Genomic DNA, 25,786 nt, shown 5'->3' with positions numbered 1-25,786 from the left:
ATCCCTGCGCTACCAAAAGCAGCAGCCGAGCACCGCTAGACTGAGATTGTTGCTTTGTTGAAGCTTGCCGATGGGCTTTCTCCTGTCTGCCGAACAAGTGCTTCAGTTCGTCACCAACCAGTGGCAGGATCCCTATGCTGTTTTGGGGCCGCAGCAGATAGAGCAGGGGGAAACGTCCTTCTGGCTGGTGCGGGCCCTGGTGCCCAATGCCAAACAGGTTTGGTTGGTAGAACGCGCCACTGGGCAGGCCTACCCCATGCAGCCGCTGCATCCAGAAACGTTGTTTGAGCTGTGCTTTGCGCCTGGCACGCCGGTTCCAGACTACTTTCTGCGGGCGCAGCGGGTCTGGGATCCGGAGGGCCAGCACTTGGAAGAGTGGGAGGATCCCTATCGCTTTCCCCTGGAGAAGGTCAACCACATCGGTGAGCTGGATCGCTACCTCTTCAACGAGGGCAACCACCACCGCATCTACGAGAAGTTGGGCGCTCATCCCATCAGCGTAGATGGGGTTCAGGGAGTCCACTTTGCCGTCTGGGCTCCCAACGCCCGCAATGTCAGTGTCATTGGCGACTTCAACCACTGGGATGGCCGCCAACACCAGATGAAGCGGCTGGGCGAAAGCGGCATCTGGGCGGTGTTCATCCCTGGTGTTGGGCCAGGAGCCGTCTACAAGTACGAGGTGAAAACTGCCTGGGGGGATATCTACGAAAAGTCAGATCCCTATGGCTTTCAGCAGGAGGTGCGACCCAAGACCGGCTCAATTGTAGCCGACCTCCACACCTATACCTGGCACGACCAGGAGTGGCTGGAAAAGCGGGCTGCCACCGACCCCCTGCGCTCGCCCATCTCGGTGTACGAGGTGCATTTGGGATCCTGGATGCACGCTTCAACGGAAGACCCCCCCGCTGATGGGCACCTGGTGCCGGTGGAGCAAAAGCCCAACACCCGCTTTCTTACCTACCGGGAGCTGGCGGACAAATTGATCCCCTATGTCAAGGAGCTGGGCTTTACCCACATCGAGCTCTTACCCGTGGCCGAGCACCCCTTCGACGGCTCCTGGGGCTACCAGGTTATTGGCTACTACGCGGTAACCTCCCGCTACGGATCGCCCCAAGACTTCATGTACTTTGTCGATCGCGCCCACCAGGAAGGGATCGGCGTCATTGTCGATTGGGTGCCGGGGCATTTCCCCAAAGATGGGCATGGGCTGGCCTTTTTTGACGGTACCCACCTCTACGAGTATGCCGACCCCCGCAAGGGCGAGCACAAGGGCTGGGGCACTTTGGTTTTCAACTACGGCCGCAACGAGGTGCGCAACTATCTAATAGCCAATGCCCTCTTTTGGTTTGACAAATACCACATCGACGGCATTCGGGTGGATGCGGTGGCCTCAATGCTCTATCTGGATTACGACCGCAAAGACTGGATCCCCAACTGCTACGGTGGGCGAGAGCATTTGGAGGCGATTGACTTCCTTCGCCAGCTCAACACCCTTATCTTCAAGTACTACCCTGGCGTTCTTTCCATTGCCGAGGAATCCACTGCCTGGCCAATGGTAACCTGGCCAACCCATGTGGGTGGTCTGGGCTTTAACCTCAAGTGGAACATGGGCTGGATGCACGACATGCTGAATTATTTTCGCATGGATCCCTGGTTCCGCCAGTTCCATCACAACCTAGTGACTTTCAGCCTCATGTATGCCTTTAGCGAAAATTACATGCTGGCTTTTTCCCACGATGAGGTGGTGCACGGCAAAAGCCACATGTTGGGCAAAATGCCAGGGGATATGTGGCACAAGTTTGCCAGTTTGCGGGCCCTCTACGGCTACATGTTCACCCACCCCGGCAAGAAAACTTTGTTTATGAGCATGGAGTTTGGCCAGTGGAACGAGTGGAATGTTTGGGCAGATCTAGACTGGGAGCTGCTGCAGTATGAGCCCCACGCTAAACTGCGCCACTACGTAGCCACCCTCAACCATCTATTGCGCTCGCAGCCAGCTCTCTACACTCAAGACACCAAGCCAGAAGGGTTCCGCTGGATTGACTGCAGCGACCATCGGGGCATTATCTCCTTTATCCGCTATGGGGAGGATCCCAGGGAGTGGCTAGTGGTAGTCTGTAACTTTACGCCGGTGGTTTGGCCGAATTACCGCATTGGCGTGCCGCAGCGAGGGTTTTACCGGGAACTGCTCAACAGCGACGCGGTAGAGTTCTGGGGCAGCGGCGTTGGCAACCTAGGGGGCAAGTGGACGGATGACTGGCCCTACCACAACCTGCCCTACTCGCTTGAGCTCTGCCTGCCCCCTCTTTCGACCTTGGTGCTGAAGTGGCAGCCGCCCCAGCCGGCTGAGAGCTCAACGTGACCTACTCCCCCACTCATGCCGACGCATAGAGTGCGGGCTTCAAGGACTACGTCCCGCTTCGCAAACAGTGACTCCCGCTACTGCGTCGGACATTTCCCGGGCTTTAGCGCTCCGAGCCGCTGGCGCGAAAAGAACGGGACGCCCCACCGCTCTGTATTTGATAACTCTCGCCGAGTTGAACCCACAGTGCGGACAGTGGTGCCAACGCTCATCCAGCTTTTTAGGCACTTCTCGACCGCACCCGGAGCACTCTTGACTGCTACCGCGGGGATTCACTGCAATCGTTAACAGCCCAGCTCTTACAGCCTTGACTGCCAGAATTTGCAGGAATTGTCCCCACCGCCATCGAGAATAGACTTACAGCCTGTTAAACCAACTTCGGAAGCAGGATGGATTGATCAGGAGTAAAGGCACTCTCTGCTCCATGCTCTACTTCCCAACTCTGGAAAACTGCCGAGCAAAGTGCTTCAACACCGACCCCATCATCTCAATAGGATTTACTTCCGGTGCATACACAGGCAGGTGTAGGGTTCGCGCTCCTGTTCCCCTAATCAGTTCCTCAACTTCTCGACTCCTATGAAGCTGTCCATAATCCCAACCTTCCTCGCATCTAGCTTCGGACATAACTCACTTCTCAAAAACTGCAAAAAAATCCCCCTTCTTCTTCTCACCCTTGATGACATGGCAGCCAGCTACTCCTCTCAGAGAAATAGCTCCAGTAACAGGATGCTTCTTCCCTTTGTGTCTCTGATGATAATGATAAGCTCTTTGACCGCGTAGACGCTGTTTCCACAAACGGCGGAGCTCCTCAAGTGTCTAGGTGCGCCTCACCAGCGGGTGTTTCGTTGCAAGAGATATGTTTTCAAGGTAGACTGCTGTCCTAGAAGCCCAGAAGCGAGTATTGGGCTACCTGCCCTAGCCTCAGCGAGGCCACTGGCCTGTTCTATAAGGAGTTGTCGCAACTAGAAAAAGCGGCAGCAAGGGCATACTTTTGTCCATTGCTGTAGAGCTCCTTCGGGGTGGCAGTAGGCGGGCGGAGTCTTTGGAAAAGGGAAAAGACTATGCTGAATGCCTTGATCATCTTGCCAATCTTGGGATCCCTGCTCCTGTTCTTGGGGTTGGGGGGGCGAAGGCTGGCGGCGATTTTGGCCGGGATCTCGCTATCCATCTCCCTGTTTTTATTTACCCGCTTTGACTTACAGGCAACTGGCTTTCAGTGGGAGCAGCGGTGGGATTGGCTGCCGCAAATTGGACTGAGCTATTCCCTGGGCCTGGACGGACTGTCGTTGTTGATGGTGGCCCTGAACGGTCTGCTTACCCTCATTGCCATTCTGGCGGCTGAGCCAGAGGTGAAGCGGCCCAACCTCTTTTACGGCTGCATTCTGCTGATGAGTGGGTCGGTCAACGGGGCTTTTGCCGCCCAGAACCTACTTTTGTTTTTCCTCTTTTACGAACTGGTGCTGATCCCGATTTACCTGCTTATTTCCATCTGGGGCAGCCCCAAGCGGGATTACGCTGCCATCAAGTTTTTGATTTACACCGCTGTCTCTGCCATCTTCCTGTTGGGGGCGTTTTTGGCCATCTACTGGCTAGGGGATCCCCATACCTTTGAGCTGGCCGAGATTCGCATTAGCTCTCTGGGCCCTGCTGCCCAAACCCTGACACTCTTGGCGTTGATTGTGGCTTTTGGCATCAAGATGCCGCTGGTGCCTCTGCACACCTGGCTGCCCGACGCCTACGGCGAGTCTTCGCCGCCGGTGGCGATCCTGCTGGGTGGGGTGCTCTCCAAGTTGGGCACCTATGGTCTGTTTCGCTTTGGGCTGCAGTTGTTTCCCCAGGCGTGGGCAGATCTAGATGAACTCCTAGCTTGGTGGGGGGCCATTGCCGTGGTGTTGGGGGCGTTGGCAGCCATTGCCCAGAAAGACATCAAGCGCATGGTGGCCTACAGCTCCATTGGCCATATGGGCTACATCTTGCTGGGGATGGCAGCGGCCACGCCCATTAGCCTGACGGGGGCGATAGTGCAAATGATCTCCCATGGGCTAATTTTGGCGCTGCTGTTTGATCTAGTGGGCCTGGTGGAGCGCAAGGTGGGAACGCGGGATCTAAACGTGCTCAACGGCCTGCTCAATCCCCTGCGCGGCCTGCCCACGGTGAGTGCCCTGCTGATTTTGGGCGGCATGGCCAGCGCCGGAATCCCGGGCCTACTGGGCTTTGTGGCCGAGTTTTTAATCTTCCAAGGCAGCTACTCGGATTTTCCACTGCCCACTTTGCTGAGCATCTGCGGCACCGGCTTGACGGCGGTGTATTTTGTGATTTTGCTCAATCGCACCTGCTTTGGCAGATTGGACAACCGCACCGCCTACTACCCGCGTGTGCAAGGTTGGGAACGGATCCCGGCCTTTGTGTTAACCGCCTTGATCCTTTGGTTTGGCATCCAGCCTATGAACTTGGTGAAATGGCCACAACCGCTGGCCTTCACCCTATCTGCCCAGGTGGCTCAGGCCCAAACGCATACCCTGGCTTCCTATTCTCCCTGAGGACAGCTCAAAAAACCGGAAAAGATCCCACGTAGACTGAGTTGGAGACTTCTTCCATGACAACGACCCTGGTTGCTCCCAAGCTGCCCCCTTCTACTCACCCCTTTGCCGAAATAGTCCATCGCCTTGAGGCAGGGGGATCGATGCTGCCGGATACGCCGGAAAACCTGATGCAAATTATCGGCATCTACAAGGCCTATGCCGTGCCGATGGACTTCTACTGGCGGGATCTACTCTACATTGCCGAGCAGGTGTTTGTGGATCCCTTGCCCATTTTTAAGTACATCATTCCCGAAGAGTATCTGAAGCTAGCCAACCACTACGCAGGAGAAAACGCGGATTTGCGCATTTGGCGTGGCCCGGCTACTGCTCACCCGGAACTTCTGGAGTTTATGGAAAAAGGGGAGCTGAAGCGCAAGCTGCCGCGGATTCTACATCACCTTTGGCATGACCGCATCAACATGGAATTTGCTGAAGAATGTATGCGGGCCATGCTCTGGCACCGGGATATGGGGGGCCTATTGGATCCCTACATGGATTCGGAAGAGTACAAGCAAAATGCCGACCGCGCCATCCGCGCCTACTGCCAGGGCAACCCCTTGTTGATGGGGCTGTACAAGCTCTTTCCGGACATGTTTCTGGAACTTTGCCGCCAGGCCACCATGTACTCCGTGTTGGGCCTGTTTTGGGAGGTGATGGCCCCCGTCTTTTTTGAGATGAGCGATCTCTACGACGAGGGCAAAATCACCAGCGTGCCGGAGGCGATGAACTTTTTGGTTAACGCGATCTTTTCTATTGCTGGGCGGCCCATCTACCACCGGGTGCGCATTCGCGGGGAATGGTACGACATTGTGCCCAAATCCAAGGGATTTACCTGGCTATACGAGGCGGCTTTCCCCTATGTAGAAGCCGTGTTTTATCGCACCTCTCCCTTCCGCGGCACCAAGTCCTATAACGCTCAGGCCAACCAAGTACCTGTTAACCAGCTAGACTTCCACTATGGGATCCTCTACGCTGACAAGTTTCCAGTGGCCAGTGCTGGGATCCCGCCGACCCTTTTGCACCAGGATATGTACCACTTTTTGCCTCCGTATTTGGTGGAGTACTACCGCAAGCACTGCCGCGGTGAGGATGACATGCTCATCCAACTAGGAATCAGCTTCCAGCGCTCCATGTACAACGTTACTTCAGCTGTAATCCAGGCAGGGAGAGCAGCCTTTCTGTACCCTCTCGATGATCCTAATCCGCGGCATTTGATGATGAATCGCCTCTATTTTGAAGGACAACTCAACCGCTTTACTCGACCGGAATACGGGATCCGAGAAGCAGCTCGCCTCTCCTACATTCAGGATCAAAACTATCGCTAGTCAATAGCTATTGTGCCAATTGGCCACTTGAGTTAATCCAACTTCTAGCAAAACAAGGATCTGGACCATGCCTGATATTATCGACATTGCAGTCTCTACTCAAGGTTTTTCCACCTTGGTTACAGCTGTGAAAGCGGCAAATTTGGTAGAGACCCTGAAAGGCCCTGGCCCTTTTACCGTTTTTGCTCCCACCGATGCAGCTTTTGCCAAGTTGCCCCCTGCCACCATTACCACTCTGGTGCAAAATATTCCCCAATTGACTCGGATCCTGTGTTATCACGTGGTGCCCGGTCGCTTGAAGAAAGCAGATTTGGCCAACTACCAAAGTGTAGGATCTGTAGAGGGATCCCCCATCGACGTGTTTATCGAAGGGGACGTGTTTGAAGTGAACAATGCCACCGTTATCCAGGCAGACATCGAAGCCGACAACGGCATTATTCACGTCATTGACACAGTCATCCTCATGCGGCCCCACTGGTTCTGGCCGCTTCTAGCCAGTGCCGATCCCCAGATTAGGCAGAGGCAGTCAGTTAGTGCCCGCTGAGGCGGTAGACCGGCAAGGTGAAGTGAAAACTGCTGCCCTTGCCGGGGATAGATTCCACCCAGATTTGACCATAGTGGGCACGCACAATGCGGCGGCAGAGGGAAAGGCCAATGCCATAGCCTTCCTGCTGCTGATCTCGCTCTAGACGCACGGCGTCAGAGAAGATCTTCTCCTGGTCGGCTTCCGGGATCCCGGGTCCGGTGTCGCTGACGGTTACCTGGATCTTGTGACTGGTGCGGTGGAGGATGGTAAGGCGAATGGATCCCTCGGCAGGGGTGTACTTGATGGCGTTGTCCAGAAGGTTGAAAATCACCTGGCGGATTTTGTCGGGATCCACGTGAACCGTGGGCAGATCTAGGGGAATATCGGCTTGAAACTGCAACTGCTTGGCTTGGATGCGGGGCAGGAGCTCCTCAATCACTGACTGGCACAAGCTGGCCAGCTGAGTTTCCACGGCTCGAATCCGCAGCTGCGAGGCACTGCCGCGGGCCGATTCAAGAATATCGGTAATCATGCTGTCCATCTTGCGCAATTGCTGGCGGGCATGCTCGAACAGCTGCCGCTCCACTGCCTTGTCCAGGGATCCCTCCCGTCCCTGCTGTAGGGTTTCCACCGCCAGGGCTGTAGCCGTCAGAGGACTGCGCAAATCGTGGACCAGCATTGCCAGAACGCGGTCTTTAAAATCCAGCTGTTCCCGCAACTGGGCCCGCTCCTGCCGCAGCAGGAAGACCTCCTCTGACATCTGGAGCAGAGCCTCCGTGGTGGGGGGAGGGGCGGGATCCTGACCTGACTTTTGCTGGTGGGAGGCAAGAGCCGCCTGACCCTGCCAGCGAGGCCACCACACTTCCAGTTGGGTTGCCAAGTCTTCCCCTGCCAAAACCTGGGCTGGCAAGGGCTCTGCCTTCACCAAAGCAGGGGTCACCACCAGCTTGTAGTGCTCCGCCAGGTAGGGGTGCTCTTCCAGCGGCACCACTTTTAGATGGGCAGGATATTGGCCAGGTAAGCTCTGGATGTGCCGACGCAGTTGCTCTGCCAGTTCTTCGACGTTGGCTCGGCCCTGGGCAAACAGCAGCAGCCGAATGGTGGAATGGGTGGAAGTGCGATCTAGCGAGGTTTGCATAGGCCAAAATCCAAGGGGTGGGGGCTTCAGCAGCAATGGCAGCGGACAAGACTTACCGAAGCCTAAAGCAACTCACTGTCCACGTCGTCAAACTTAGTGAAATAGGTAGGCCAGCCCCACTAGCACGGCCAACAGCCCCACCGTTGTCAAGCTAAAGTGCAGGAGGGAAGTTCTGCCTTTGCGCACCATGTGGCGCATGGCCAGGCGAACGTAGCTGGGCGGGGGGCTGACTGGCGAAGGCTGCGACATTAGGAGGTCGGGAACGCAAGCTCGACACTACCTTTAACCTAGCTCAAGCTGACCCTGTTCATACAGCGGTGGGTTGCCAGCTCAATCAAACCGGCAAGGGATCCCCAGGCACTGCCGCAGCAGCTGGCGGTACTCCTGGCCATCCATAAGAAAAGCCCCAAAGCGGGCCAGGTGCGGGTTCATCAACTGGGCGTCAAAGAGGCGAAAGCCCCGCTCCCGCAGGTGTTCCACCAACTTCACCAGTGCCACCTTCGAGGCGTTGGGAATGCGGTAAAACATCGATTCGCCGATAAAGGCCGCCCCCAAAGCAATGCCCAGGATCCCGCCTGCTAAGGTGTCTCCCTGCCAGGTTTCAAAGCTGTGGGCAAACCCTGCTTGGTGCAAAGCCAGGTAGATCTGCTTTAACTGCGGGCTAATCCAGGTTTTCGGACGAGCAGCGCAGCCCTCCACCACCTGCTCAAAAGCACGGTTGATGCGCACCTGAAAGCGACCGCCGCGCACCAAAGGCCGCAGGGAACGGGGACAGTGGAACCGCTCGTCCAGCGGGATCAGGGCGTGCTGCTCGGTGCCATACCACCCTAGGGATCCCGTTTCTTCGTCCGCCATTAGGAAGTAGCCCTGGGCATATCCCGCCAAAATAGCGCCTATGTCCATGGGCCTCTCTCAAGATTGCCATTCCGGCGAGACGCTGGCGAAATCCCCCGCCTCGACCTTGGGGTGACACTCCACGCAGCTGCTTACTCGCACCGGCGCAGGAAAGTCCACTTGCAGGTGCAAAGCCCGGAAGTAGCGAGACTCAGCAAGGCGATAAGGCACTGACTCCCCCTGCCGCAGGGGACGAGAGTTGGGCTGCAAATAGCCCCAAGCCAGTTGGAAAGCCACACCCGTCAAAGGCTGGATCTGCTGGCCGTAGTGGTCGGGATCCTGCAGCAGCTGCTGCCAGCTTTCAGTGGGCAACACTTGAGCAGGCAGCGCCACATGGCAGGTGCCGCAGCTGCGCACATACTGGGCCTGCTGCAGCTGGGTCGGGGTGAGATCCTGCTGCGCTTGTACTCCAGTTAGCAGGGATCCCATCAACCCTGCCAGAAGGGCCATCCAGCTAATAAGCCAAAATTGCCGCCGTCGTTTGAGGGGAGCCATTCACGGTTTTTCCAGGATGAGCCGCTCCTGCAACTAGTTTAGAGGAGCCCCTGAGAGGCTAGGGGCTGTTTGGCGGGCCTAATTGCGGCAGAGGGATCCAAGACGAGCTCGGCAGGTGGCGATTTCCGCGGGGGTGAGGCTGTCCCAACTGACGTCGCGGCGCAGCACCAAGCCATTGTGACCGGTGAGAAAGCGAGGTAGCTCGGCCTGGTTGATTACGCTGAGATCCCGCATGTCGTAGGTGGTGTAGTGGGTAATCTCTGGGGAGGCGAAGTCAATATCGATGAGGGTCAGGGTTTTGCGGGGTGGCAGGGAGCTGCCCAGCAGAGGGCGGGGTCCAGAGCCGAGAAGGCCACAGTGAAGCAGCTGCAATTGCCCTTTGTGGCCAGGATAGTAGGCGTGGTGGTGGCCACTGATGTAAGTGTGGACGCGGTACTTTTCCAGCAGAGCTCGTTTGGCCTCAGCCTCTAGCAGCACCTCTCCCGGATTGTCGCGCCCGACGGCAACGGCATAGAGGGGCAGGTGGCCAATTACGATGCGCAGTTTGGCCTGCTGAGCCCGCTCGCTGGCTAGCGCTGCTTCCACCCAAGCCATCTGTTCGGGGGGAATGGAGTTGCAGGTAGCGTCCCAAACGAGGTAGAAAACCCCCCCTTGTTCAAAGGTGTAGTAGAAGGGGAAATCGCCCCGATCCACAAAATTCAAGCCGGGATCATGGGCTGGATCGTTCCAGAACTCGCGGGCCAGATCCCGTTCCTTCTGAAAGAGAAGATCGCCGCGGCTGCCCCGGGCACAGGAGGCATCGTGGTTGCCCAAGGTAAAGCCGTAGGGCAGCTTGGCAGCGCGCAGCGGGCCAGCCACATGTCGGTCAAAGGCTGCCCACATGGCGCGGATGCGCTCTTCGGAAAGGCGGGGATCCTGCCCGGCCACCATGTCTCCCCCCCCCAAGACCATATCTGGCTGGAAGTAGGGGATGAGGCGGATAGCCCGATCCACCTCCGGGTCGTAATCCAGCGAGCCGTAGAGGCCGTTTAGGTCGCTAATCACCAGCAGGCGTAGGTCCCGGCGGGGAGGAAGGTAGAGGCCTCGAGGCGCTTTAGGATGGGGGACAAGAGTAGGGGTGGGTTGAGGGGGTGGAGGCGGTGCACCCGTTCCTGAACTTGGCTGGGAAGACAGGGGCTGCCGGCTGGCCCAGTAGGCCCCTGCCAAGCCAGCGCTGCTAGCCAACCCCAGCAAGCCCAGGAGTATCTTGCGCCGCCGCATCCTGCTTTTCCTCCCCCTCCAGCGGTAGTGTACTCGTAAAGTGTGTTACCTTGGGCGGAGTGGGCAATGTCCCCCCTCGGACTCAGCATGAGTTGCAACTTCCCATGCCTCGTCCTGTGGATTCTTTGGAAGCAGCCTTTGAGCGCTGCCGTGAGTGCAATCTCCGCCTAAGCCGGCAGCGCCGCTACATCTTGGAACTTTTGTGGCAATGTGGCGAGCACCTCTCTGCGCGAGAAATCTACGACCGTCTTAATCGGCAGGGTAAGCCCATTGGCCACACCTCCGTCTATCAAAACCTGGAGGCTCTGGCCAGCCACAACATCATTGAGTGCCTGGAGCGGGCCGATGGGCGCCGCTATGGTAATCGTACCCATCCCCACAGCCATGTCAATTGCCTAGATAGCAACCGCATTCTCGACGTCGAGGTGGAGTTGCCACCGGAGCTGCTGGCGGAAGTGGAGCAAAAGACCGGCACCCGCATCCACAGCTATCGCATTGAGTTTTTTGGGGTGGAAAATCCGGGGAAGAGCCACGCAGAAGGCTAAACCCAGGTCAGTAGGAGCGGTTTTGGCCCTTGCTAATCTGGGAGTGGATTTGTTCCAGCGAGCTGGCCGGAGCCAGGCACTTGCTGCCCCAACACACTAGGCCTTCCGCCCCTGGGGGCAGAGGTTCTGCTTCTGTGGGCAAAGCAAAGACGGTAGTGGGCCAGGGGCGCTGCTGGAAGGTGGGAATGTGCTCAGCTCTTAGGGTCGCCTTCACCCAGTTGCTGTACCAGTCCAGCCCAACGAATAGAGTGGGACAGACGCGTGGCTGGGTGCTCATGAGCTGGGCAAAGGTTTTCAGGGCTTGCTCTGCTTGCTCCAGATAGTCCAGATTGCCCGTGAGGGCGGCCAGACGCACCAGGTTGGCGATGGCCACGCCGTTGGCTGAGGGCATGGCGTTGTCCTGAAAGTCCTTCTCCCGCACCAACAGTTCAGCGGCGCTCTGGGCATCACTGACAAAGTAGCCCCCTTTGGCTTTATCCCACAGTTGCGTGTCCATCTCCTGCTGCAGCCGGATGGCAGCCTCCAGCCACTGCTGGGAACTGGGATCCCCTGCTCTACCCAGGCAGGCCTGGTGCAGATCCAACAGGGCCTTGATGAACAGGGCGTAGTCTTCCGATTTGGCGGGCACCTGAGGTGTGCCGTCGTAGTTTAACCGCTGCAGGGATCCCGTCTCGGGGTGGCGCTGGTGGTTGAGGATAAATTGCGCAGCCCCCACAGCCAGTTGGCGATAGTCCTCGTTGCCAAACACCTGGTAGGCCCGCGCCAGTCCAGAGATCATCAGGCCGTTCCAGGAGACAATCATCTTGGTGTCCGTAACAGGTGGGATCCGCCCCGGCCAAGAGCGTTGGCGGGCCGAGCGGGCATCTACCGCGGGCGGGAAGGGGGTTCTCCGCTCGGGGGAGCCGTAGCGGGCTCGAAACAAGTGGGTCGTCAAAGCCGTTTCCACGTCCGGCGGCAGTTCTCCTCCCTGTTGGCGCTGCAGGACAATGCAGCCAGGCCGGTCGGGAAAATTGCCCCCTGGAGACAGGAAGAAAGCCTGCTGCAGGGCGCGGAAGGTTTCTTCCTCGAGCAGCTCCTGTAGCTCCTGCCAGCGCCAGACGTAGAACTCGCCCTCCTCCGGCTCCTCGTCTTCTGCTCGGGCAAAGCTGTCGGCATCCTGGGCGGCATAGAAATACCCAGCAGGGGCAGTCATCTCCCGCGCCACCCATTCCACCGTCAGGCGCACCGCCCGCTCGATGGCGGCATCTTGGATCCCGTAGGCCCACAGCTCGGAGAGAAACTCCAGGATCTGTCCGTTGTCGTAGAGCATCTTTTCAAAGTGGGGCACCGTCCAGGTGGGATCCACGGTGTAGCGGTGAAAGCCACCGGCCACATGGTCGAAGATCCCTCCCAACACCAGCGCCATTGCCCGCTCTTTGGCCCGTTCCAGGGCTGTCGGCGAGCCAGGGATCCCTTCCGGCAAGTCAAAGCGAGCCGAGCGCAGCACCAACTGGGCATAGGGCATCATGGGGAACTGCTGCACCGCCCCAGCATTGGTTAGCAAGGGCTGGATCTTGGCGATCCCAGAGCGCAGCAAGTCTGGGGGAAGGTGGTCTTGCGGCACCAGATCGCTGAGGGTGGTCAGGGCCGTCAAAATCTGGCCCTTCATCTCCTCGAGCTTGTCTTTTTCCTGGCGGTAGAACTGCAGGACGCGCTGCAGCACCGTTAGAAACCCCGGACGGCCAAAGCGGGGCTCCACCGGAAAATAGGTGCCTGCGTAGAACGGCACCAGGTCGTTGGGGGTGAGAAAGACATTGAGGGGCCACCCTCCCTGCCCGCTCATGAGTTGCAGCGCCTGCATGTAGATGCTGTCCAGATCGGGCCGCTCCTCGCGATCCACCTTGATGGGCAAAAAGTGGGCATTCAAGAAGGCGGCAATCTCCGGGTCGGAAAAGGCTTCCCCCTCCATGACCGTGCACCAGTGGCAACTGGAATAGCCAATGGACAGGAAAATGGGCTTATCCTCAGCGCGGGCCCTCTCCAGCGCCTCCGGGATCCAAGGCCACCAATCTACTGGGTTATTGGCGTGCTTGCGCAGGTAGAGGCTGGAACAGGTAGCAAGGCGATTGGCCATAGATACCCCCCTTTTGGTTTTAGGCTAGCGCGTCCTCCTCCGGAGGCTGGGCCGACCGACTCGACCGACTGTTGTTCAGGATACACTCTTGCCTAAGGGATCCCCCCTTAGGCCTGCGCCTGTTCGGCAGTCGGCAGCAGCAACTCCAGGGATCGCCCATACAGAACCAAAGTGGTGCTGGGGTTTTCCACAAAGCCAATGCGCTCGTAAAAGCCGCGCTGATGGGTAGTAAATAGGTAGATGCGTTCCACAGCCCGTAGGTGGGGATGGCTGATCAGGGTTTCCACCAGCTTGCGCCCAATGCCTTGGCGTTGGTAGTCAGAATCCACCACGATATCCCAAAGAACGGCTCGGTAAACCCCATCCGAGGTGGCGCGGCCAAAGCCAATCAGGCGCTCCCTGTCCCAGGCGCTGACCACCGGATAGCTGTGGGCAAGGGCCCGCTCCATCTCTTCCCGACGGCGATTTTGCGCCCAAAAGGCATTGCGGTTCAACAGCAGCAGGAGCTGATCCAAATCCAGATCGCCCCGCTCTAGGGAGAAGCGAATGTTGCGGTTGTCAACAGGTCGAGGAGGAGGAGCAACCAGAGGCTCAGGAGGGGGATCAGACATGGATCAAGCCTTTGCAGCCGCAAAAGTCGACAAGGAGTCCAGGAGTTGTCCAGCAGGAGACCGGAGCTAGCTGACCGAGGCGCCGTCGGCTCTTAATCTTGCCTGCTCCAAGGCATAGACCTTGAAGCGCTCCAAGTCGGCCTGGAGGGTGTTCTCCACTACTTTACCCACAAACAAGCCGTCTAGAATCTTGCCAAGAATGCCGGGGATCTTGTAGGCCACTGACAACTTCACAATGGTGCTGCCCTTGCGATCATAAAACCGCAGTGCCCCCCGATTGGGCAGCCCTTCCACCGATTGCCAGGCAATGTGTTGGTGTTTCACCACCGTCTGGGTGCGGGAGATCCAACTGAAGGTGAGGCCGCGCGTATCTAGCGTCCACCGCGATAGGTCGTGATCCAGCACTTCCACCGAGCGGATCCACCGCATCCAACGCGGCATCAGGGCCAGGTTGGACCACAGATCCCAAACCTGTTCAATGGGAAGCGGCACCTCTACCTGACAGGTGTGCTCTAGCCAATCTAACTCTGCCATGGGGCCTCCCAAACAAGTAGAAAGGAGAACCACCCCTTTGCCCTGGCCACCCAGCCGCTGGGGGGATCCCTGCCTTTACAAAATTTTATACCGGCCTAAGATAACATTATCAGCCCAATTTGGGTCTTTGCGCCTTTGACCAGGCAGAGTGGGGCTGATGCCCATGAGGTGAGGCAGAAGGGGGGTATCATGGTTGCCATCTGCAAGCTTCACTTGCATCAGCCCGGTGCACCCACTTATTTACCTTGACGGGACGACCTTGCCATGGTTTCTCAATGGAAACAGCATCTTAAAAACTACTTTGTGGCAGGGCTGCTGGTGGTGATCCCTCTGGCCACCACCATTTGGCTGATGGTGGAAGTGGCCACCTGGAGCATTGGCTTTCTAACCAGCATTCCTAAGCCGTTTAACCCCATCCAAGGGCTGCACCCCATTCTGATTAACCTCATCAACCTAGCAGTGGGCTTGGTGACGCCAATCCTGCTCATTTTGTTGATTGGCTTTATGGCCCGCAACATTGTCGGTCAGTGGCTGCTCAACCTAAGCGAGCAGTTGCTCCATGCCATCCCGGTGGCGGGGCTGGTCTACAAGACCCTCAAGCAATTGCTCAGCGTCTTATTTGCCCCCAACAACCAGGGTTTTCGACGGGTGGTGCTGGTGGAATACCCCCGGCCAGGGATCTGGGCTTTGGCTTTTGTAACGGGCATCATTCAAACTCCCCTTCGACCGGACGGGCCGCCGCGTTCCCTTAGCGTGTTTATCCCCACCACCCCCAACCCAACCACTGGCTGGTATGCGATTGTGCCGGAGGATCAGGTGGTGGAGGTGCTCATGCCAGTGGAAGATGCCTTCAAGATGCTGATTTCCGGCGGGATTGTAACCCCCGAAACTTTTGAAGCAGGGCTCAAACGGCGGGAAGCTCTGGCAGTAGCCATGCCCAGTTTGCGGGAGCTGGTGGAACAGGAGCGGGCGGCAGAATTGGGGCGGGTCGACTCGGCAGCTAGAGAGTCGGGCCTAGAGGCGCAAGGGCTCCCGTGATCAAGGGTGTTCCTGGCTGGAGGGGTCGGCCTGCCAGAGGTGGTACTCCTTAGCCTGCTCCAGGCGTACATAGAAAGGCTGCATCTGCCGATCCAACGCCTCCACTTGGTCAGGAGGAAAGGCCTTCCAGTCGGCGCGGCTGGCCCAGCGGATAATTAGGTGAATAAGGTGAGGATCTTCTGCATCCAGCCAGACTTCCTTGCCCAAAAAACCTGGCTGTTGGCGCAGGGCAGGTCCCCAAACCCGCTCGTCCTGGAGGATAAAGGCCTGCTGGCCCCCAGGAGGAACCCGGAAGCAGAGGTGCTCGATGGTCACAGGCGAGAGGGACATCCTAGGAGGTTGAGGCGGTGAGGCGTTGCAGGGTAGGGATGAAGTCAGGGTAGGAAATGCGGGCACAGTCAGCCCCTCGGAGAGTAGTAGATCCCTGGGCAGCTAGGGCAGCCACCATGAGACTCATAGCGATGCGGTGGTCGGCGTGGCTGTCCACCTCGGTCCCCTGCAGAGGGATCCCCCCTCGAATTTCCAGGCCGTCGGGATACTCAGTAACCTGAGCGCCCATCCGGCTCAGCTCCTGGGCCATAGCTGCCAAGCGGTCGCTCTCTTTGACCCGCAGCTCTGCCGCATCGCGAATGACCGTGATCCCCTCGGCAAAGGCCGCCGCCACGGCCAAAACCGGGATCTCGTCGATTAGCGTGGGAATGAGATCGCCACCAATGCTGCAGCCCCGCAAGCGAGCCGAGCGCACCCGCAGATCCCCCAGGGGTTCACCTGCAACTTCCCGGCGGTTTTCAATGGAAATATCGGCCCCCATCTCCTGCAACACCTGCAGCACGCCGATGCGGGTGGGATTGAGGCCCACGTCCCGCAGCAGCAATTCGCTCTCCGGCACAATCGAGGCGGCCACCAGCCAAAAGGCTGCCGAGCTGATGTCCCCTGGCACCTGCACTGTCTGGCCCACCAGGCGGGATCCTCCCACCACAGCCACGGTTTTCGCCGCCGTATCCACGTGGATCTCGGCACCAAAGGCCCGTAGCATCCGCTCCGAGTGGTCGCGGGAAAGGGCCGGCTCTGTAACTTGCGTGGTGCCTTCTGCCAAAAGGCCCGCTAGCAGCAGGCAGGATTTTACCTGGGCCGAGGCCACCGGCGAGTGGTAATGGATCCCCTTTAGGGATCCCCCCTGCACCGCCAAGGGCGCCAAGGTGCCCCCCGCCCGCCCCCAAATGCTAGCCCCCATCTGCCGCAGCGGCTCCACCACCCGTCCCATGGGCCGCGAGCGCAGGGAGCGATCCCCAGTAACAGCAAAAAAGCGGCCCCTCTGGCCGGCTAGGATCCCCAGCATTAGGCGCAAGGTGGTGCCAGAATTGCCGGCATCCAACACCTCTGCTGGCTCTTGCAGGCCGTCCAAGCCCACCCCCCGGATGCGCACACATTCGCTGTTAAGCTCGGGGATCTCGACTCCCAAAGCCCGAAAGCAAGCTGCTGTACTGCGGGGATCCTCCCCCAGCAGCAGCCCGCGAATGACGGTTTCCCCTTCCGCCAGGGATCCCAGCATCAGGGCGCGGTGGGAAATGGACTTATCGCCGGGGATGTTTACTTGACCGCGCAGGCCGCGGGCGGGCGAGAGCGTCAGGAGGTCGGCAGAAGAAGCAGTGGTCAGCACAGCAGCCGTGACAATAGACAAAGACAGAAGCCGTCTTAATCATACGCTAGGCTGAAACCCGCCCTGCTCTTGCCGGCGGTCGGCCTTGCCCGCAGAGGATGGATCCTGAACTCCTGGAAGACAGCCCGTCTTTTGACGGCAGCCGAGCCTATCCCCGAGGATGGGCTTAACAACATGGATTCCTCGGTCGGGGCCTGGCCTCGGCCTTTTTTTGCAAGCCCTTATGTTGTGAATGCTAGCGTTTGATGGTACTAGAGTTCCCTACCGATCCTGCAAGGGTAAAGCTAGCCCGTTGGGCGGGGAAAGAAGCAAAGCCACCCCCTGCACCTATGGACTTGGCAAGAGCTCAGCTTGGGGAAATGCCGCTGTACCACCACGAGTCCGTTTTGACGGAGGCAGTGGTGGCCTACCTGCACCCTCAGCAGGGTGGCACCTTTTTGGACGTGACGTTAGGTGGCGGTGGCCATAGTTTGGCGCTGCTGCAGAAGGGAGCAGAGCGCGTGGTGGGGCTGGATCGGGATCCGATGGCTCTGGAGGCGGCTCGGGCGCGCTTGGCTGCAGCAGGGATCCCCCAGGAGCGCATTCAGCTTTGGCACCTCAACTTCGCTGATTTTGATCTGCAGCGGCACGGCTTCCGGGATGAACAAGGGCAGGGGATCCCTTTCGATGGCATCGTGGCCGACCTGGGGGTAAGCTCGCCCCAACTGGACTGCCCCGAGCGGGGCTTTAGCTTTCGCGCCGAGGGGCCGCTGGATATGCGCATGGATCCCACCGCCAGTCAGGAAACGGCCGCCGATTGGGTCAATTGCCGGCCAGTCGAAGACTTGATTGACATCTTTATCCGCTATGGCGAGGAGCGCTTTGCCCGCCGCATTGCCCACCACATCGAACGCTCCCGCCCCCTTTTTACCACCACCCAACTGGCTCAGGTGGTCTGGCAGGCGGTGCCGCCGGCAGCGCGGCGAGGTCGCATCCATCCAGCCACGCGAGTCTTCCAGGCCCTGCGCATTGCCGTCAACCGAGAGCTGGAGGCCCTAGAAACCCTGCTGGCCCAGGCTCCCAATTGGCTAAAACCCGGCGGCAGATTGGCTGTAATCAGCTTCCACAGCCTGGAAGATCGCCTAGTGAAATGGGCCTTCCGCACGGATCCCCGCTGGCAGGTGCTCACCCCTAAACCCTTGTGCCCTTCGCAGGAGGAAAAGCTCCACAATCCCCGGGCCCGTTCTGCCAAGCTGCGCGTGGCCGCCCGCAGCAGTCAGGTAGGTGCCCTGCACCCTTGTCGGCGCAGGGATCGGATAGAGTAGGGCCGAGGGATCAGCAAGTGCTTGGTAGGTGAGGGGTAGACTCTATGCTCAGCCAACCTTTGAGCCCAAACCGTGGTCTCAGCTCTCTCTGGCAGGCCCAAGCTGCGACTTTGGTTCCCTACCCTCCCTCCCAGAGAGCTCTGGCCCCTGCTGCTTACCAAGACAGCTCCCCTCAGCCCTTGAAACCAGCCCATCCCCGCCGCTGGGAGCTCACCTGGAAAGAGCATCTCCTGTGGTGGCACCGGACCTCTACTGGCCTTGCCATTGCCTCAGGGCTAGCGGTGCTGAGTGTCTATAGTTGGACAGTGCATACCCAAAGCCAATGGAGCCAGCGCTACCAGGTTTGGCAGCGGCTACAACGCCATGAGCAGCAGTTTCTCCTCACTCAAGAATCCATCGCCAATTCTCTGCGAGAGATTGCCGAGCGCTCCGAGATGGTTCCTCTGGTGCCGGAGCGGATGATCGAGGTTCCCATCGCTCCCCCTAGCCCAGCTTCTGGGCAGCGTCAGAATACCTCTCAACCAGCTAGGCCCTTTTATCCAGTTGGGTATTGAGCAATCGGTTGCAACAGCTGCAGCTAGACCTTTAGGGCGCCGCTTGATTCACGGGAAACTGCTGCCATTCCTGGCGGATTCGCTGCAGCCTCTGTAGCAGCTCTTCCCACTGTTCGTCCTCAATGAGCTGCTTCATGGTCTCCAACTCAGCCTGGTAGCTGCCTAGAGCAGCCAGCAGGGCCTGCCGGTTGTAACGGGCCATCTCCAGGCCTAACTGTGGCACCCCACCGCCAACCCGACTGGTATCGCGAAAGCCACTGCTGGCCAAGGTGCGGGCTAGGGCTAGAACCTCCTGGTCCTCCTCTTGGCTGACGGCAGCAATTAGGCCAGCCCCTACCATAACCGGCAGATGGCTAATCCAGGCCACTGCCTGATCGTGACGGACAGGATCAGCAAGGACAACTTTGGCACCTACTGCTGCCACTAGCTCCTGCATCACAGTAAGAGCTTGGGGCTGCGTCTGGGGAATAGGAGTAAGCACATAGGGTCGCCCCAGAAACAAGTTAGCCTCCGCCGCCTGGATCCCTTGCAACGTCTTGCCAGCCATGGGGTGCCCCCCCACGAATAGGGGCCATAGCGCCGTTGCCGGCCCAACAATTGGCTGCTTGACTGAGCCGACATCGCTCACCACTGTCTGGGGTGATAGATGGGGCACCAGGGCCTCCAGGGTGGCCAACACGTGCTCCAGGGGGGTACAGATCACCACCACCTGAGGATTGAAAAGCGTCAGCTGCGCCACCTCGGTTCCGCAGCCCTGAACGGCTCCTCGTTCCAGCGCCCTTTGGCAGGTAACCGGGTTGCGGCTGATCCCCCAGACGGAGTACCCCTCCTCGGTAAGCTTGAGGGCTAGAGATCCGCCGATCAGTCCCAACCCGACGATGGCAATGCGCATGCGGTCTCCAGGAGGTCAAGGCTTTGCAGCAGGGGGAGACTACCTTTTGGGATTTCTTCACCTCAAAAAATCAATTCTGCCCCATGAAGGACCTACAGGGGAGGGATCCAGCCGCTAAGATGGAAGGGTGAACTGGGTAACCCCCATAACAGTTCGCCCGCATCTTTCGTCTCAGGAGGGGACCGTGCTTCATCGTAGGATCTATCAACTCAGCCGCGAAGGCAAGGAGGTGTGGATCTACCTGCGCGATCAGGGACGCTGGCTGGAGCGAGCCAAGATCCTCGATATCGAGGGGGACACTATCCTGGTTCGCTACGAAACAGAGGATGAGGAGGAGATTTGCTCCTGGGAGGAGATGATTCGTTTGGAGAGCATTGGGGCTGTTGCTCAGCGCCTTTCCACCATCCCAAAAGGAGTGCATAGCACTTCTGATTTACCCACAGCCGAAGAGTGCCCTCCTGCTGAGCTCCTCCATTTGCCAGCCCCCCCTCGCGTCACAGAGCCCCTCGACGAAGAGCGTGCCAGCGGCGAGCGCCTTGGGGAAGAGCCGGATCGGGAAGCCTCTGCCCTTCGCGAGAGCGAAATGGAGTCTCTGCTGCCGCTTCGCTTGAACGGAGAAGACCTCAAACGGGTAGATCGTTGCCGCAATGACTCAGAGGGTCAGCGGGAGAGTAACCACGACTAAGCTGAAGTCTTCCCAACGCAGAAGCCCTTCTGCCAGAGGGCATGCTCGGCAGGGATCAACGGCGAGGGGGCTGTAAAGCTCCTCTAGGCGCAGCTCTAGTCGAACTTGCCCACTGTGCAGGCTAATCTTGCCCTGGCAAGTCAACTGGCCAAGCGACTGCCTCTTGGCCCGGTGGCCTTTGTTCCCCCGCTGTGAGTTCTTGGGGCAGCGGTGGTATAATGGAGGCTAGCCTTGGTAAGGCCTGGAAAAGCAAGGGCGGTTAGCGCAGAGGTAGCGCACTTCCTTCACACGGAAGGGGCCACAAGTTCGAATCTTGTACCGCCCATTTCAGTTCCTCCACCGCCTAGCTCCCTACCCTTCAAGCAGAGTCTCTAGCCGGTTGGCAGCAGGCAGCTTCCTTGGGCAAGTGCTTTGGCCTAGGTAAGGCAGCTAAAGGGCTCCCCTACCTGTAGCCAAAAGCCAGAAGATGCTTCATGAGTCCTTTCACCAACCCTCCCCAAGCATTGGCTGCCGGCGAGTTTTTTACTTAGAGGAGACAACGGGAGCCTGCAAAGTTAAGACATCGATTATCACCTTTTACAGCAGAATTTGGAGTCAAGCATTTGATCTCAAATTTTCCAAGGGTAAGTGGATCTTTGGATACAGCCCCTACCAGAGAGCGCTTCTAAAAGCTAAGCTCCAAAACAGCAAATCCTATCCAACATCCTGCGTTGTCAGGACCTTCACCGGCGAAAAACACAAGCGCAAGGCCCCCAATGGCAAAATTGTTTTAATCCCGACTAAGGAGCTAAGAACGGCCCCAGGGCAGGTTATTAGGCTAACTCTAGAGGAATGCTTTGCCTGCCACAATACAGATGCCCGAACAGGAGAGCCACTCCCCATCGAGCAAGTAGCAGCAGTGGGAGTTAGGAAACGCTGCTAGGGCTAATCCCACAGGACTAAGGCCATGTAGGTTAACCCCAATCAAGAGCTTGGCTCCAAGCGCAACAGGGATCCGTTAGGGGCATCGGTCAATAAGTAGAGCAAGCCATCCGGGCCCTGGCGCACATCCCGGATGCGACCCACCGCCCCCTCCAGCAGGCGCTCTTCTGCCACCACGCGATTCCCCTCCAAAACCAGGCGTGCCAAATGCTGACCGGCCAGCGCTCCCACAAAGAGATTGCCCCGCCACTCAGGAAAGACATCTCCCGTGTAAAAGGCCATGCCAGAAGGGGCAATGGAGGGCGTCCAGTGCAGCAGCGGCGAGGCCAATCCAGGAGCTGCTGCTAGTCCCTTGCCCACTGGTTCGCCGCTGTACTCGCGGCCGTGGCTAATCAAAGGCCAGCCGTAGTTAACGCCAGGGGCCAAGATGTTGATTTCGTCCCCACCCTGCGGCCCATGTTCGTGTGTCCAAATCGCCCCTGTCTTGGGGTGGCGAACCATTCCCTGAATGTTGCGGTGGCCATAGGTAAAAATTTGCGGCAAAGCCCCTGCTTTTCCAACAAAGGGGTTGTCTGGCGGGATCCCGCCTGTATCCGTAACGCGCAACACCTTGCCGGCAGCATCCCCCAGATCCTGGGCCCGATCCCGCTCGCCGCGGTCGCCGGTGCTGATGTAGAGAAATCCTTCTTCGTCAAAGGCCAGGCGGGAGCCGAAGTGCTGTTGGGCAGGGGTTTTGCGCTCCATGTCAAAAATCACTTCCAGATCCTGGAGTTCTCTTTCTCTCAGACGGGCCCGCGCCACCCGCGTCCCCCCGCCGCCTGGCCCAGGGGCCGCATAGGACAAGTAGATCCAGCCATTCTTCTCGTAGTTGGGGTGTAAGGCAATATCCAGTAGCCCTCCCTGGCCGCGGGCAAACACCTCTGGCACCCCAGCGATGGGCTGGGGATCCAACCCCTGGTCGGTAACTCGGCGCAGGCGGCCTGGACGTTCGGTCACCAGGATTGTCCCGTCTGGCAGAAAGGCCATCCCCCAGGGATGCTCTAACCCGGTTGCCAACGTCACCACCCGAAAGCGCTGCTTCGTTTTGGCTCTGGGCAACGCTTGGGCGTGATCCCCCTGTTGCAGAGACATGACCGTTTCCGGGCTGACCGGGTAGGCCCCCACAGGGGCGGACAACCCCCCCAAAAGCAACAGCAAGGAGAGGAGTTTTATCGCCGGGATCCTCAGAGCCATTGCCACCTTGTTTTCGCGATGGATTTTGAGGTATTGCTGCTGCTTTTCTAACCCTTCTAGCAAAGATGTACCGATAGGAGCAGAGTTGGCTGCCCACAAGAGGGGGGAGTTTCCTGTGCCCTTGCGGCCTTGGGTTAGCCTTGAGAGCAGCATCTGCCCCCAAATCATGCTGGAAGCTAGCGAGATCTTCGGCCAGCCCCAGAGGCAAACCTGTGGATCCCTGCAGGAACTCCAGATCCACCCCAGAGGGATCCGTCTCCTCTGTACCCAGGGCCGCTGGTCTATTCAGGTGCTCACCCCTCGTCTACTGCGGCTGCGCTTTAGCCCCAGCGGCGAGTTCTTGCCTCGTCGTTCTTGGGATGTGGCTTTGGCCGATGAAGAGTGGCCGCCGGCTCCTTTTGAGCTGCAGGAAAGCCCCACCCAAATCCACCTCAGCACTTCTCTGGTGCAACTGCAGATCGACCGGGATCCCCTCCGCTTCAGCTTTCGGGATCCCCAAGGGCAAATCTTCTGCGCCGATATCTCTGGGGGCCTCAGTTGGGGATCCGAGAGCATCCGCCTGGTTAAATCCCTCCACCCCGCCGAGCACATCTACGGCCTGGGAGAACGGGCTGGGCTGCTTAACAAACGGGGCCGGCGCTACAGCCACTGGACCCGCGACTCCTGGGGCTACGACGCCCACAGTGACAACCTCTATCTGGCCATTCCCTTTGTCTTGCTCCTCCGCCCTGGCCTCTGCTACGGCCTCTTCCTCCACTGCACCCACTGGAGCCAGTTTGACCTAGGCCAGGCGGATCCTGAACAGTGGGCCATCGAAGTGCGCGCCCCCGAGCTGGACTACTACCTTATTTACGGCCCTACCCCCCCTTTGGTCCTCCAGACCTACACCCAGCTCACTGGGCGAACCCCCCTGCCTCCGCTCTGGGCTCTCGGCTACCAGCAGTGCCGCTGGAGCTACGCCAGTGCTGCTCAGGTACAGAACATTGCCGAGCAATTTCGCCGGCGCCAGATCCCCTGCGATGTCATCTACCTGGATATCGACTACATGCGCGGCTACCGCGTCTTCACCTGGGATCCCCGCCGCTTCCCCGATCCCGTCCGCCTCACGGCCCAGCTGCATGAAGCTGGCTTTCGAGTGGTGGCCATTGTGGATCCCGGCGTCAAGTTTGATCCCGAAGCCGACTACGCCGTTTTTGACGAGGGCCTAGCCCAAGACTTCTTCATTCGCCGCGCCGACGGCCGCCTCTTCCACGGCTATGTTTGGCCGGGCAAAGTCCTCTTTCCCGATTTTTTACGCCCCGAAGTGCGGCAGTGGTGGGGATCCTGGCAGCGGGTTCTTACCGAAGCCGGTGTGGATGGCATCTGGAACGACATGAACGAGCCAGCCCTCTACGACCGCCCCTTAGAAGATGGGGGCCAAATTGTGGACATCCCCCTCGATGCTCCCCAAGGCCCCCCTGAAGAGCGCACCACCCACGCCGAGGTGCACAACCTCTATGGCCTCCTGATGGCCCGCGCCTCCCGCGAGGGTCTAGAACAGCTCTGCCCCAACCAGCGCCCCTTTGTCCTTACCCGCTCCGGCTTTGCCGGGATCCAGCGCTGGGCTGCCGTCTGGACAGGAGACAACCAGTCCTCCTGGGAACACCTGGAGATGTCCCTGCCCATGCTCCTCAACCTGGGCCTGTCAGGAGTTGGCTTTGTCGGCGCCGACATCGGCGGCTTCGGGGGCAACGCTACTCCTGAACTGTTTGCCCGCTGGATGCAAATGGGGCTCCTCTACCCCCTCATGCGCGGCCACAGTGCTCGGGGGACTCGCCCCCACGAGCCCTGGGGCTTTGGCCCCGAAGTGGAAGCCATTGCTCGGCAGACCATCCAGCTGCGTTATCAACTGTTGCCCTACCTCTACAGCCTCTTCTGGGAGTCCAGTCAAACCGGCTCCCCCATCCTGCGCCCCCTGTTCTACGAATTCCCCGACGATCCCCAGACCTACGAGATCTCAGACCAAGCCCTGCTGGGACCCGCCCTCCTAGCCGCCCCCGTCGTCCGCCCCGGCGTCCGCTGCCGCGCTGTCTATCTCCCGGCAGGCACCTGGTTTGACTGGTGGACAGGCCAAGCCCACAGCGGCCCTGGCTATGTGCTGGCCCCCGCCCCCCTTGAGCAACTGCCTCTCTTTGTGCGCAGCGGCTCTATTCTGCCCTTAGCTCCCCCCTGCCAGTCCACCGCTGACCTGCGCCGTGACCAACTGCGCCTTAAACTCTACCCCGGTGACGGCAGCTTTACCCTCTACGAAGACGACGGCCAAACCCTCGCCTACTCAGGCGGCCACTGGGCCACCACCACCTTTCGCCTGCACCAGCAGGCCAGCCAGCTCCTCCTGGAAATTGGATCCCGCCAGGGCACCTGGATCCCTCCCGAGCGCACCTGGATTCTAGAACCCCTTGGCCAGGCCCCCCTCCTCTTGCCCGACAGCGGCCAGGCCCAGCAGATCTGCCTGCCCAGTTCGGAAAGATCTCGCCCTTAGTTAACCGCCCTCACTGCCTCCAGGAGCTCGCGGTTGTCCCGCTTGAAGATAGGCAGCCACTCCACATGCTGGTAGCGCAGGATCCCTTGGCTATCCACCACAAAGTAGGCTCGCCGCGTCCCCAAAAAACTGTCCACTCCATAGAGCTGGCTCACCTTCCTATCCACATCGCTTAGCAGAGGAAACTCCAGCTTCAGCTGCTCTGCAAAAGCTTCGTGCTTGGAGACAGGATCACTGCTGATCCCCAAGATCTCGCACCCTGCTGCTCGAAAAGCTCCCCAGTCCTCCCGGAAACAGCGCATCTCGCTTGTGCACACTGGCGAAAAGTCCGCTGGGTAAAAAGCCAGCAGCACTTTGCTCTTGCCCCGATAGGCCCCCAGCGAGATCTGGGCTCCCTTGGGAATTCCTTTTCCAACCGCAGGCAGGCTAAAGTCAGGGGCTGGCATTCCAATCTCGATCTTCATAAAGCTGTCCGATCCCCTCTGAGCTCACTTCCCCAGTCTAACGGTGGCCTGCTCTAAAAAACCCGCTTTGGGGTACTTGACGTTGAGGGGTGGTGTGGGATAGGGTAGTGAAGCGCTGACAAGGCCACC

Annotated in this window: 23 protein-coding genes, 1 tRNA gene and 2 pseudogenes; 11 read left to right on the top strand and 15 right to left on the bottom strand. The window is 59.0% G+C overall.

Annotation, left to right across the window (positions count from 1 at the left end):
- Positions 1 to 70: 70 nt before the first annotated feature.
- Positions 71 to 2,362 (top strand): 1,4-alpha-glucan branching protein GlgB, encoded by a 2,292-nt coding sequence (gene glgB / locus NW830_RS10915; protein ID WP_414404693.1) that lies wholly within the window; start codon positions 71 to 73, stop codon positions 2,360 to 2,362.
- Between the two features lie 39 nt (positions 2,363 to 2,401).
- Here glgB and NW830_RS10910 read toward each other — a convergent pair whose 3' ends face one another.
- The gene (locus NW830_RS10910) at positions 2,402 to 2,689 is read right to left on the bottom strand and encodes a zinc ribbon domain-containing protein (protein ID WP_414362753.1); all 288 of its coding nucleotides are present in this window, start codon (positions 2,687 to 2,689) and stop codon (positions 2,402 to 2,404) included.
- A gap of 30 nt (positions 2,690 to 2,719) precedes the next feature.
- Positions 2,720 to 3,145: pseudogene (locus NW830_RS10905) on the bottom strand (transposase); the annotation flags it as partial.
- Between the two features lie 278 nt (positions 3,146 to 3,423).
- Here NW830_RS10905 and NW830_RS10900 point away from each other — a divergent pair.
- From NW830_RS10900 to NW830_RS10890, 3 genes are all read left to right on the top strand, one after another.
- Positions 3,424 to 4,902, top strand: a complete 1,479-nt coding sequence (locus NW830_RS10900; RefSeq protein ID WP_414362736.1) for an NADH-quinone oxidoreductase subunit M — start codon at positions 3,424 to 3,426, stop codon at positions 4,900 to 4,902.
- Positions 4,903 to 4,958: 56 nt separating this feature from the next.
- Entirely contained in the window at positions 4,959 to 6,269 is a 1,311-nt protein-coding gene (locus NW830_RS10895; RefSeq protein WP_414362735.1) for a CO2 hydration protein, read from the top strand.
- Between the two features lie 67 nt (positions 6,270 to 6,336).
- On the top strand, positions 6,337 to 6,813 hold the full coding sequence (locus NW830_RS10890) for a fasciclin domain-containing protein (protein WP_414362734.1): 477 nt from the start codon (positions 6,337 to 6,339) through the stop codon (positions 6,811 to 6,813).
- Here NW830_RS10890 and NW830_RS10885 read toward each other — a convergent pair.
- The 5 genes from NW830_RS10885 to NW830_RS10865 all read right to left on the bottom strand — a co-directional run bounded on the left by NW830_RS10885 (position 6,800) and on the right by NW830_RS10865 (position 10,582).
- On the bottom strand, positions 6,800 to 7,933 hold the full coding sequence (locus tag NW830_RS10885) for a histidine kinase (protein ID WP_414362733.1): 1,134 nt from the start codon (positions 7,931 to 7,933) through the stop codon (positions 6,800 to 6,802). The genes NW830_RS10890 and NW830_RS10885 overlap by 14 nt on opposite strands.
- A 93-nt stretch (positions 7,934 to 8,026) precedes the next feature.
- Complete coding sequence (locus NW830_RS10880) at positions 8,027 to 8,182, bottom strand: DUF3285 domain-containing protein (RefSeq protein ID WP_414362732.1); 156 nt, start codon at positions 8,180 to 8,182, stop codon at positions 8,027 to 8,029.
- Between the two features lie 81 nt (positions 8,183 to 8,263).
- A complete protein-coding gene (aat, locus tag NW830_RS10875; protein WP_414362731.1) occupies positions 8,264 to 8,836 on the bottom strand; it encodes a leucyl/phenylalanyl-tRNA--protein transferase in 573 nt (190 codons plus the stop codon).
- Between the two features lie 9 nt (positions 8,837 to 8,845).
- Entirely contained in the window at positions 8,846 to 9,322 is a 477-nt protein-coding gene (locus NW830_RS10870; RefSeq protein WP_414362730.1) for a hypothetical protein, read from the bottom strand.
- Positions 9,323 to 9,400: 78 nt separating this feature from the next.
- Entirely contained in the window at positions 9,401 to 10,582 is a 1,182-nt protein-coding gene (locus NW830_RS10865; protein ID WP_414362729.1) for a metallophosphoesterase family protein, read from the bottom strand.
- Positions 10,583 to 10,686: 104 nt separating this feature from the next.
- Here NW830_RS10865 and NW830_RS10860 point away from each other — a divergent pair, with 104 nt between their 5' ends.
- The gene (locus NW830_RS10860; protein ID WP_414362728.1) at positions 10,687 to 11,127 is read left to right on the top strand and encodes a Fur family transcriptional regulator; all 441 of its coding nucleotides are present in this window, start codon (positions 10,687 to 10,689) and stop codon (positions 11,125 to 11,127) included.
- Positions 11,128 to 11,134: 7 nt separating this feature from the next.
- Here the strand turns inward: NW830_RS10860 and NW830_RS10855 are convergent, their stop codons facing one another.
- From NW830_RS10855 to NW830_RS10845, 3 genes are all read right to left on the bottom strand, one after another.
- Positions 11,135 to 13,240 carry a thioredoxin domain-containing protein gene (locus tag NW830_RS10855; protein WP_414362727.1) on the bottom strand — a complete coding sequence of 702 codons (2,106 nt, stop codon included), beginning with the start codon at positions 13,238 to 13,240 and terminating at the stop codon, positions 11,135 to 11,137.
- 107 nt (positions 13,241 to 13,347) lie between these two features.
- Positions 13,348 to 13,851: a GNAT family N-acetyltransferase gene (locus NW830_RS10850; RefSeq protein WP_414362726.1), complete on the bottom strand. Its 504-nt coding sequence runs from the start codon at positions 13,849 to 13,851 to the stop codon at positions 13,348 to 13,350.
- A 66-nt stretch (positions 13,852 to 13,917) separates the two neighbouring features.
- Positions 13,918 to 14,385 carry an SRPBCC family protein gene (locus NW830_RS10845; RefSeq protein WP_414362725.1) on the bottom strand — a complete coding sequence of 156 codons (468 nt, stop codon included), beginning with the start codon at positions 14,383 to 14,385 and terminating at the stop codon, positions 13,918 to 13,920.
- A 264-nt stretch (positions 14,386 to 14,649) separates the two neighbouring features.
- Here NW830_RS10845 and NW830_RS10840 point away from each other — a divergent pair, with 264 nt between their 5' ends.
- On the top strand, positions 14,650 to 15,423 hold the full coding sequence (locus tag NW830_RS10840; protein WP_414362724.1) for a DUF502 domain-containing protein: 774 nt from the start codon (positions 14,650 to 14,652) through the stop codon (positions 15,421 to 15,423).
- Here NW830_RS10840 and NW830_RS10835 read toward each other — a convergent pair whose 3' ends face one another.
- Both NW830_RS10835 and aroA read right to left on the bottom strand, forming a co-directional pair.
- The gene (locus NW830_RS10835) at positions 15,424 to 15,738 is read right to left on the bottom strand and encodes a TIGR03792 family protein (RefSeq protein WP_414362723.1); all 315 of its coding nucleotides are present in this window, start codon (positions 15,736 to 15,738) and stop codon (positions 15,424 to 15,426) included.
- A gap of 16 nt (positions 15,739 to 15,754) precedes the next feature.
- Positions 15,755 to 17,098, bottom strand: coding sequence for a 3-phosphoshikimate 1-carboxyvinyltransferase (gene aroA, locus NW830_RS10830; RefSeq protein ID WP_414362752.1), 1,344 nt, complete (start codon positions 17,096 to 17,098; stop codon positions 15,755 to 15,757).
- A 314-nt stretch (positions 17,099 to 17,412) separates the two neighbouring features.
- Here aroA and rsmH point away from each other — a divergent pair, with 314 nt between their 5' ends.
- Complete coding sequence (gene rsmH, locus NW830_RS10825; RefSeq protein WP_414362722.1) at positions 17,413 to 18,387, top strand: 16S rRNA (cytosine(1402)-N(4))-methyltransferase RsmH; 975 nt, start codon at positions 17,413 to 17,415, stop codon at positions 18,385 to 18,387.
- 110 nt (positions 18,388 to 18,497) lie between these two features.
- Positions 18,498 to 18,941: a hypothetical protein gene (locus tag NW830_RS10820; RefSeq protein WP_414362721.1), complete on the top strand. Its 444-nt coding sequence runs from the start codon at positions 18,498 to 18,500 to the stop codon at positions 18,939 to 18,941.
- 31 nt (positions 18,942 to 18,972) lie between these two features.
- Here NW830_RS10820 and NW830_RS10815 read toward each other — a convergent pair whose 3' ends face one another.
- The gene (locus tag NW830_RS10815; protein ID WP_414403732.1) at positions 18,973 to 19,833 is read right to left on the bottom strand and encodes a prephenate/arogenate dehydrogenase; all 861 of its coding nucleotides are present in this window, start codon (positions 19,831 to 19,833) and stop codon (positions 18,973 to 18,975) included.
- Positions 19,834 to 20,017: 184 nt separating this feature from the next.
- On the opposite strand from NW830_RS10815, the pseudogene NW830_RS10810 reads away from it, so the two are divergent.
- A pseudogene (locus NW830_RS10810) lies at positions 20,018 to 20,308 on the top strand (DUF6679 family protein); the annotation flags it as partial.
- A 463-nt stretch (positions 20,309 to 20,771) separates the two neighbouring features.
- Positions 20,772 to 20,843 (top strand) — tRNA-Val (locus tag NW830_RS10805).
- 638 nt (positions 20,844 to 21,481) lie between these two features.
- Here NW830_RS10805 and NW830_RS10800 read toward each other — a convergent pair.
- Entirely contained in the window at positions 21,482 to 22,735 is a 1,254-nt protein-coding gene (locus NW830_RS10800; RefSeq protein WP_414362719.1) for a PQQ-dependent sugar dehydrogenase, read from the bottom strand.
- Between the two features lie 103 nt (positions 22,736 to 22,838).
- Between NW830_RS10800 and NW830_RS10795 the strand changes: the two genes are divergently transcribed.
- A complete protein-coding gene (locus NW830_RS10795; protein ID WP_414362718.1) occupies positions 22,839 to 25,193 on the top strand; it encodes a glycoside hydrolase family 31 protein in 2,355 nt (784 codons plus the stop codon).
- On the opposite strand, the gene NW830_RS10790 is transcribed toward NW830_RS10795, so the two are convergent.
- Complete coding sequence (locus tag NW830_RS10790) at positions 25,190 to 25,657, bottom strand: peroxiredoxin family protein (protein ID WP_414362717.1); 468 nt, start codon at positions 25,655 to 25,657, stop codon at positions 25,190 to 25,192. The two genes, NW830_RS10795 and NW830_RS10790, sit on opposite strands and share 4 nt — an antisense overlap.
- Positions 25,658 to 25,786 lie beyond the last annotated feature (129 nt).

This window comes from Synechococcus sp. OH30 (genome assembly GCF_047462175.1).
GTDB lineage: Bacteria > Cyanobacteriota > Cyanobacteriia > Thermostichales > Thermostichaceae > Thermostichus.
This window is presented reverse-complemented; position numbering and strand designations above follow the sequence as displayed.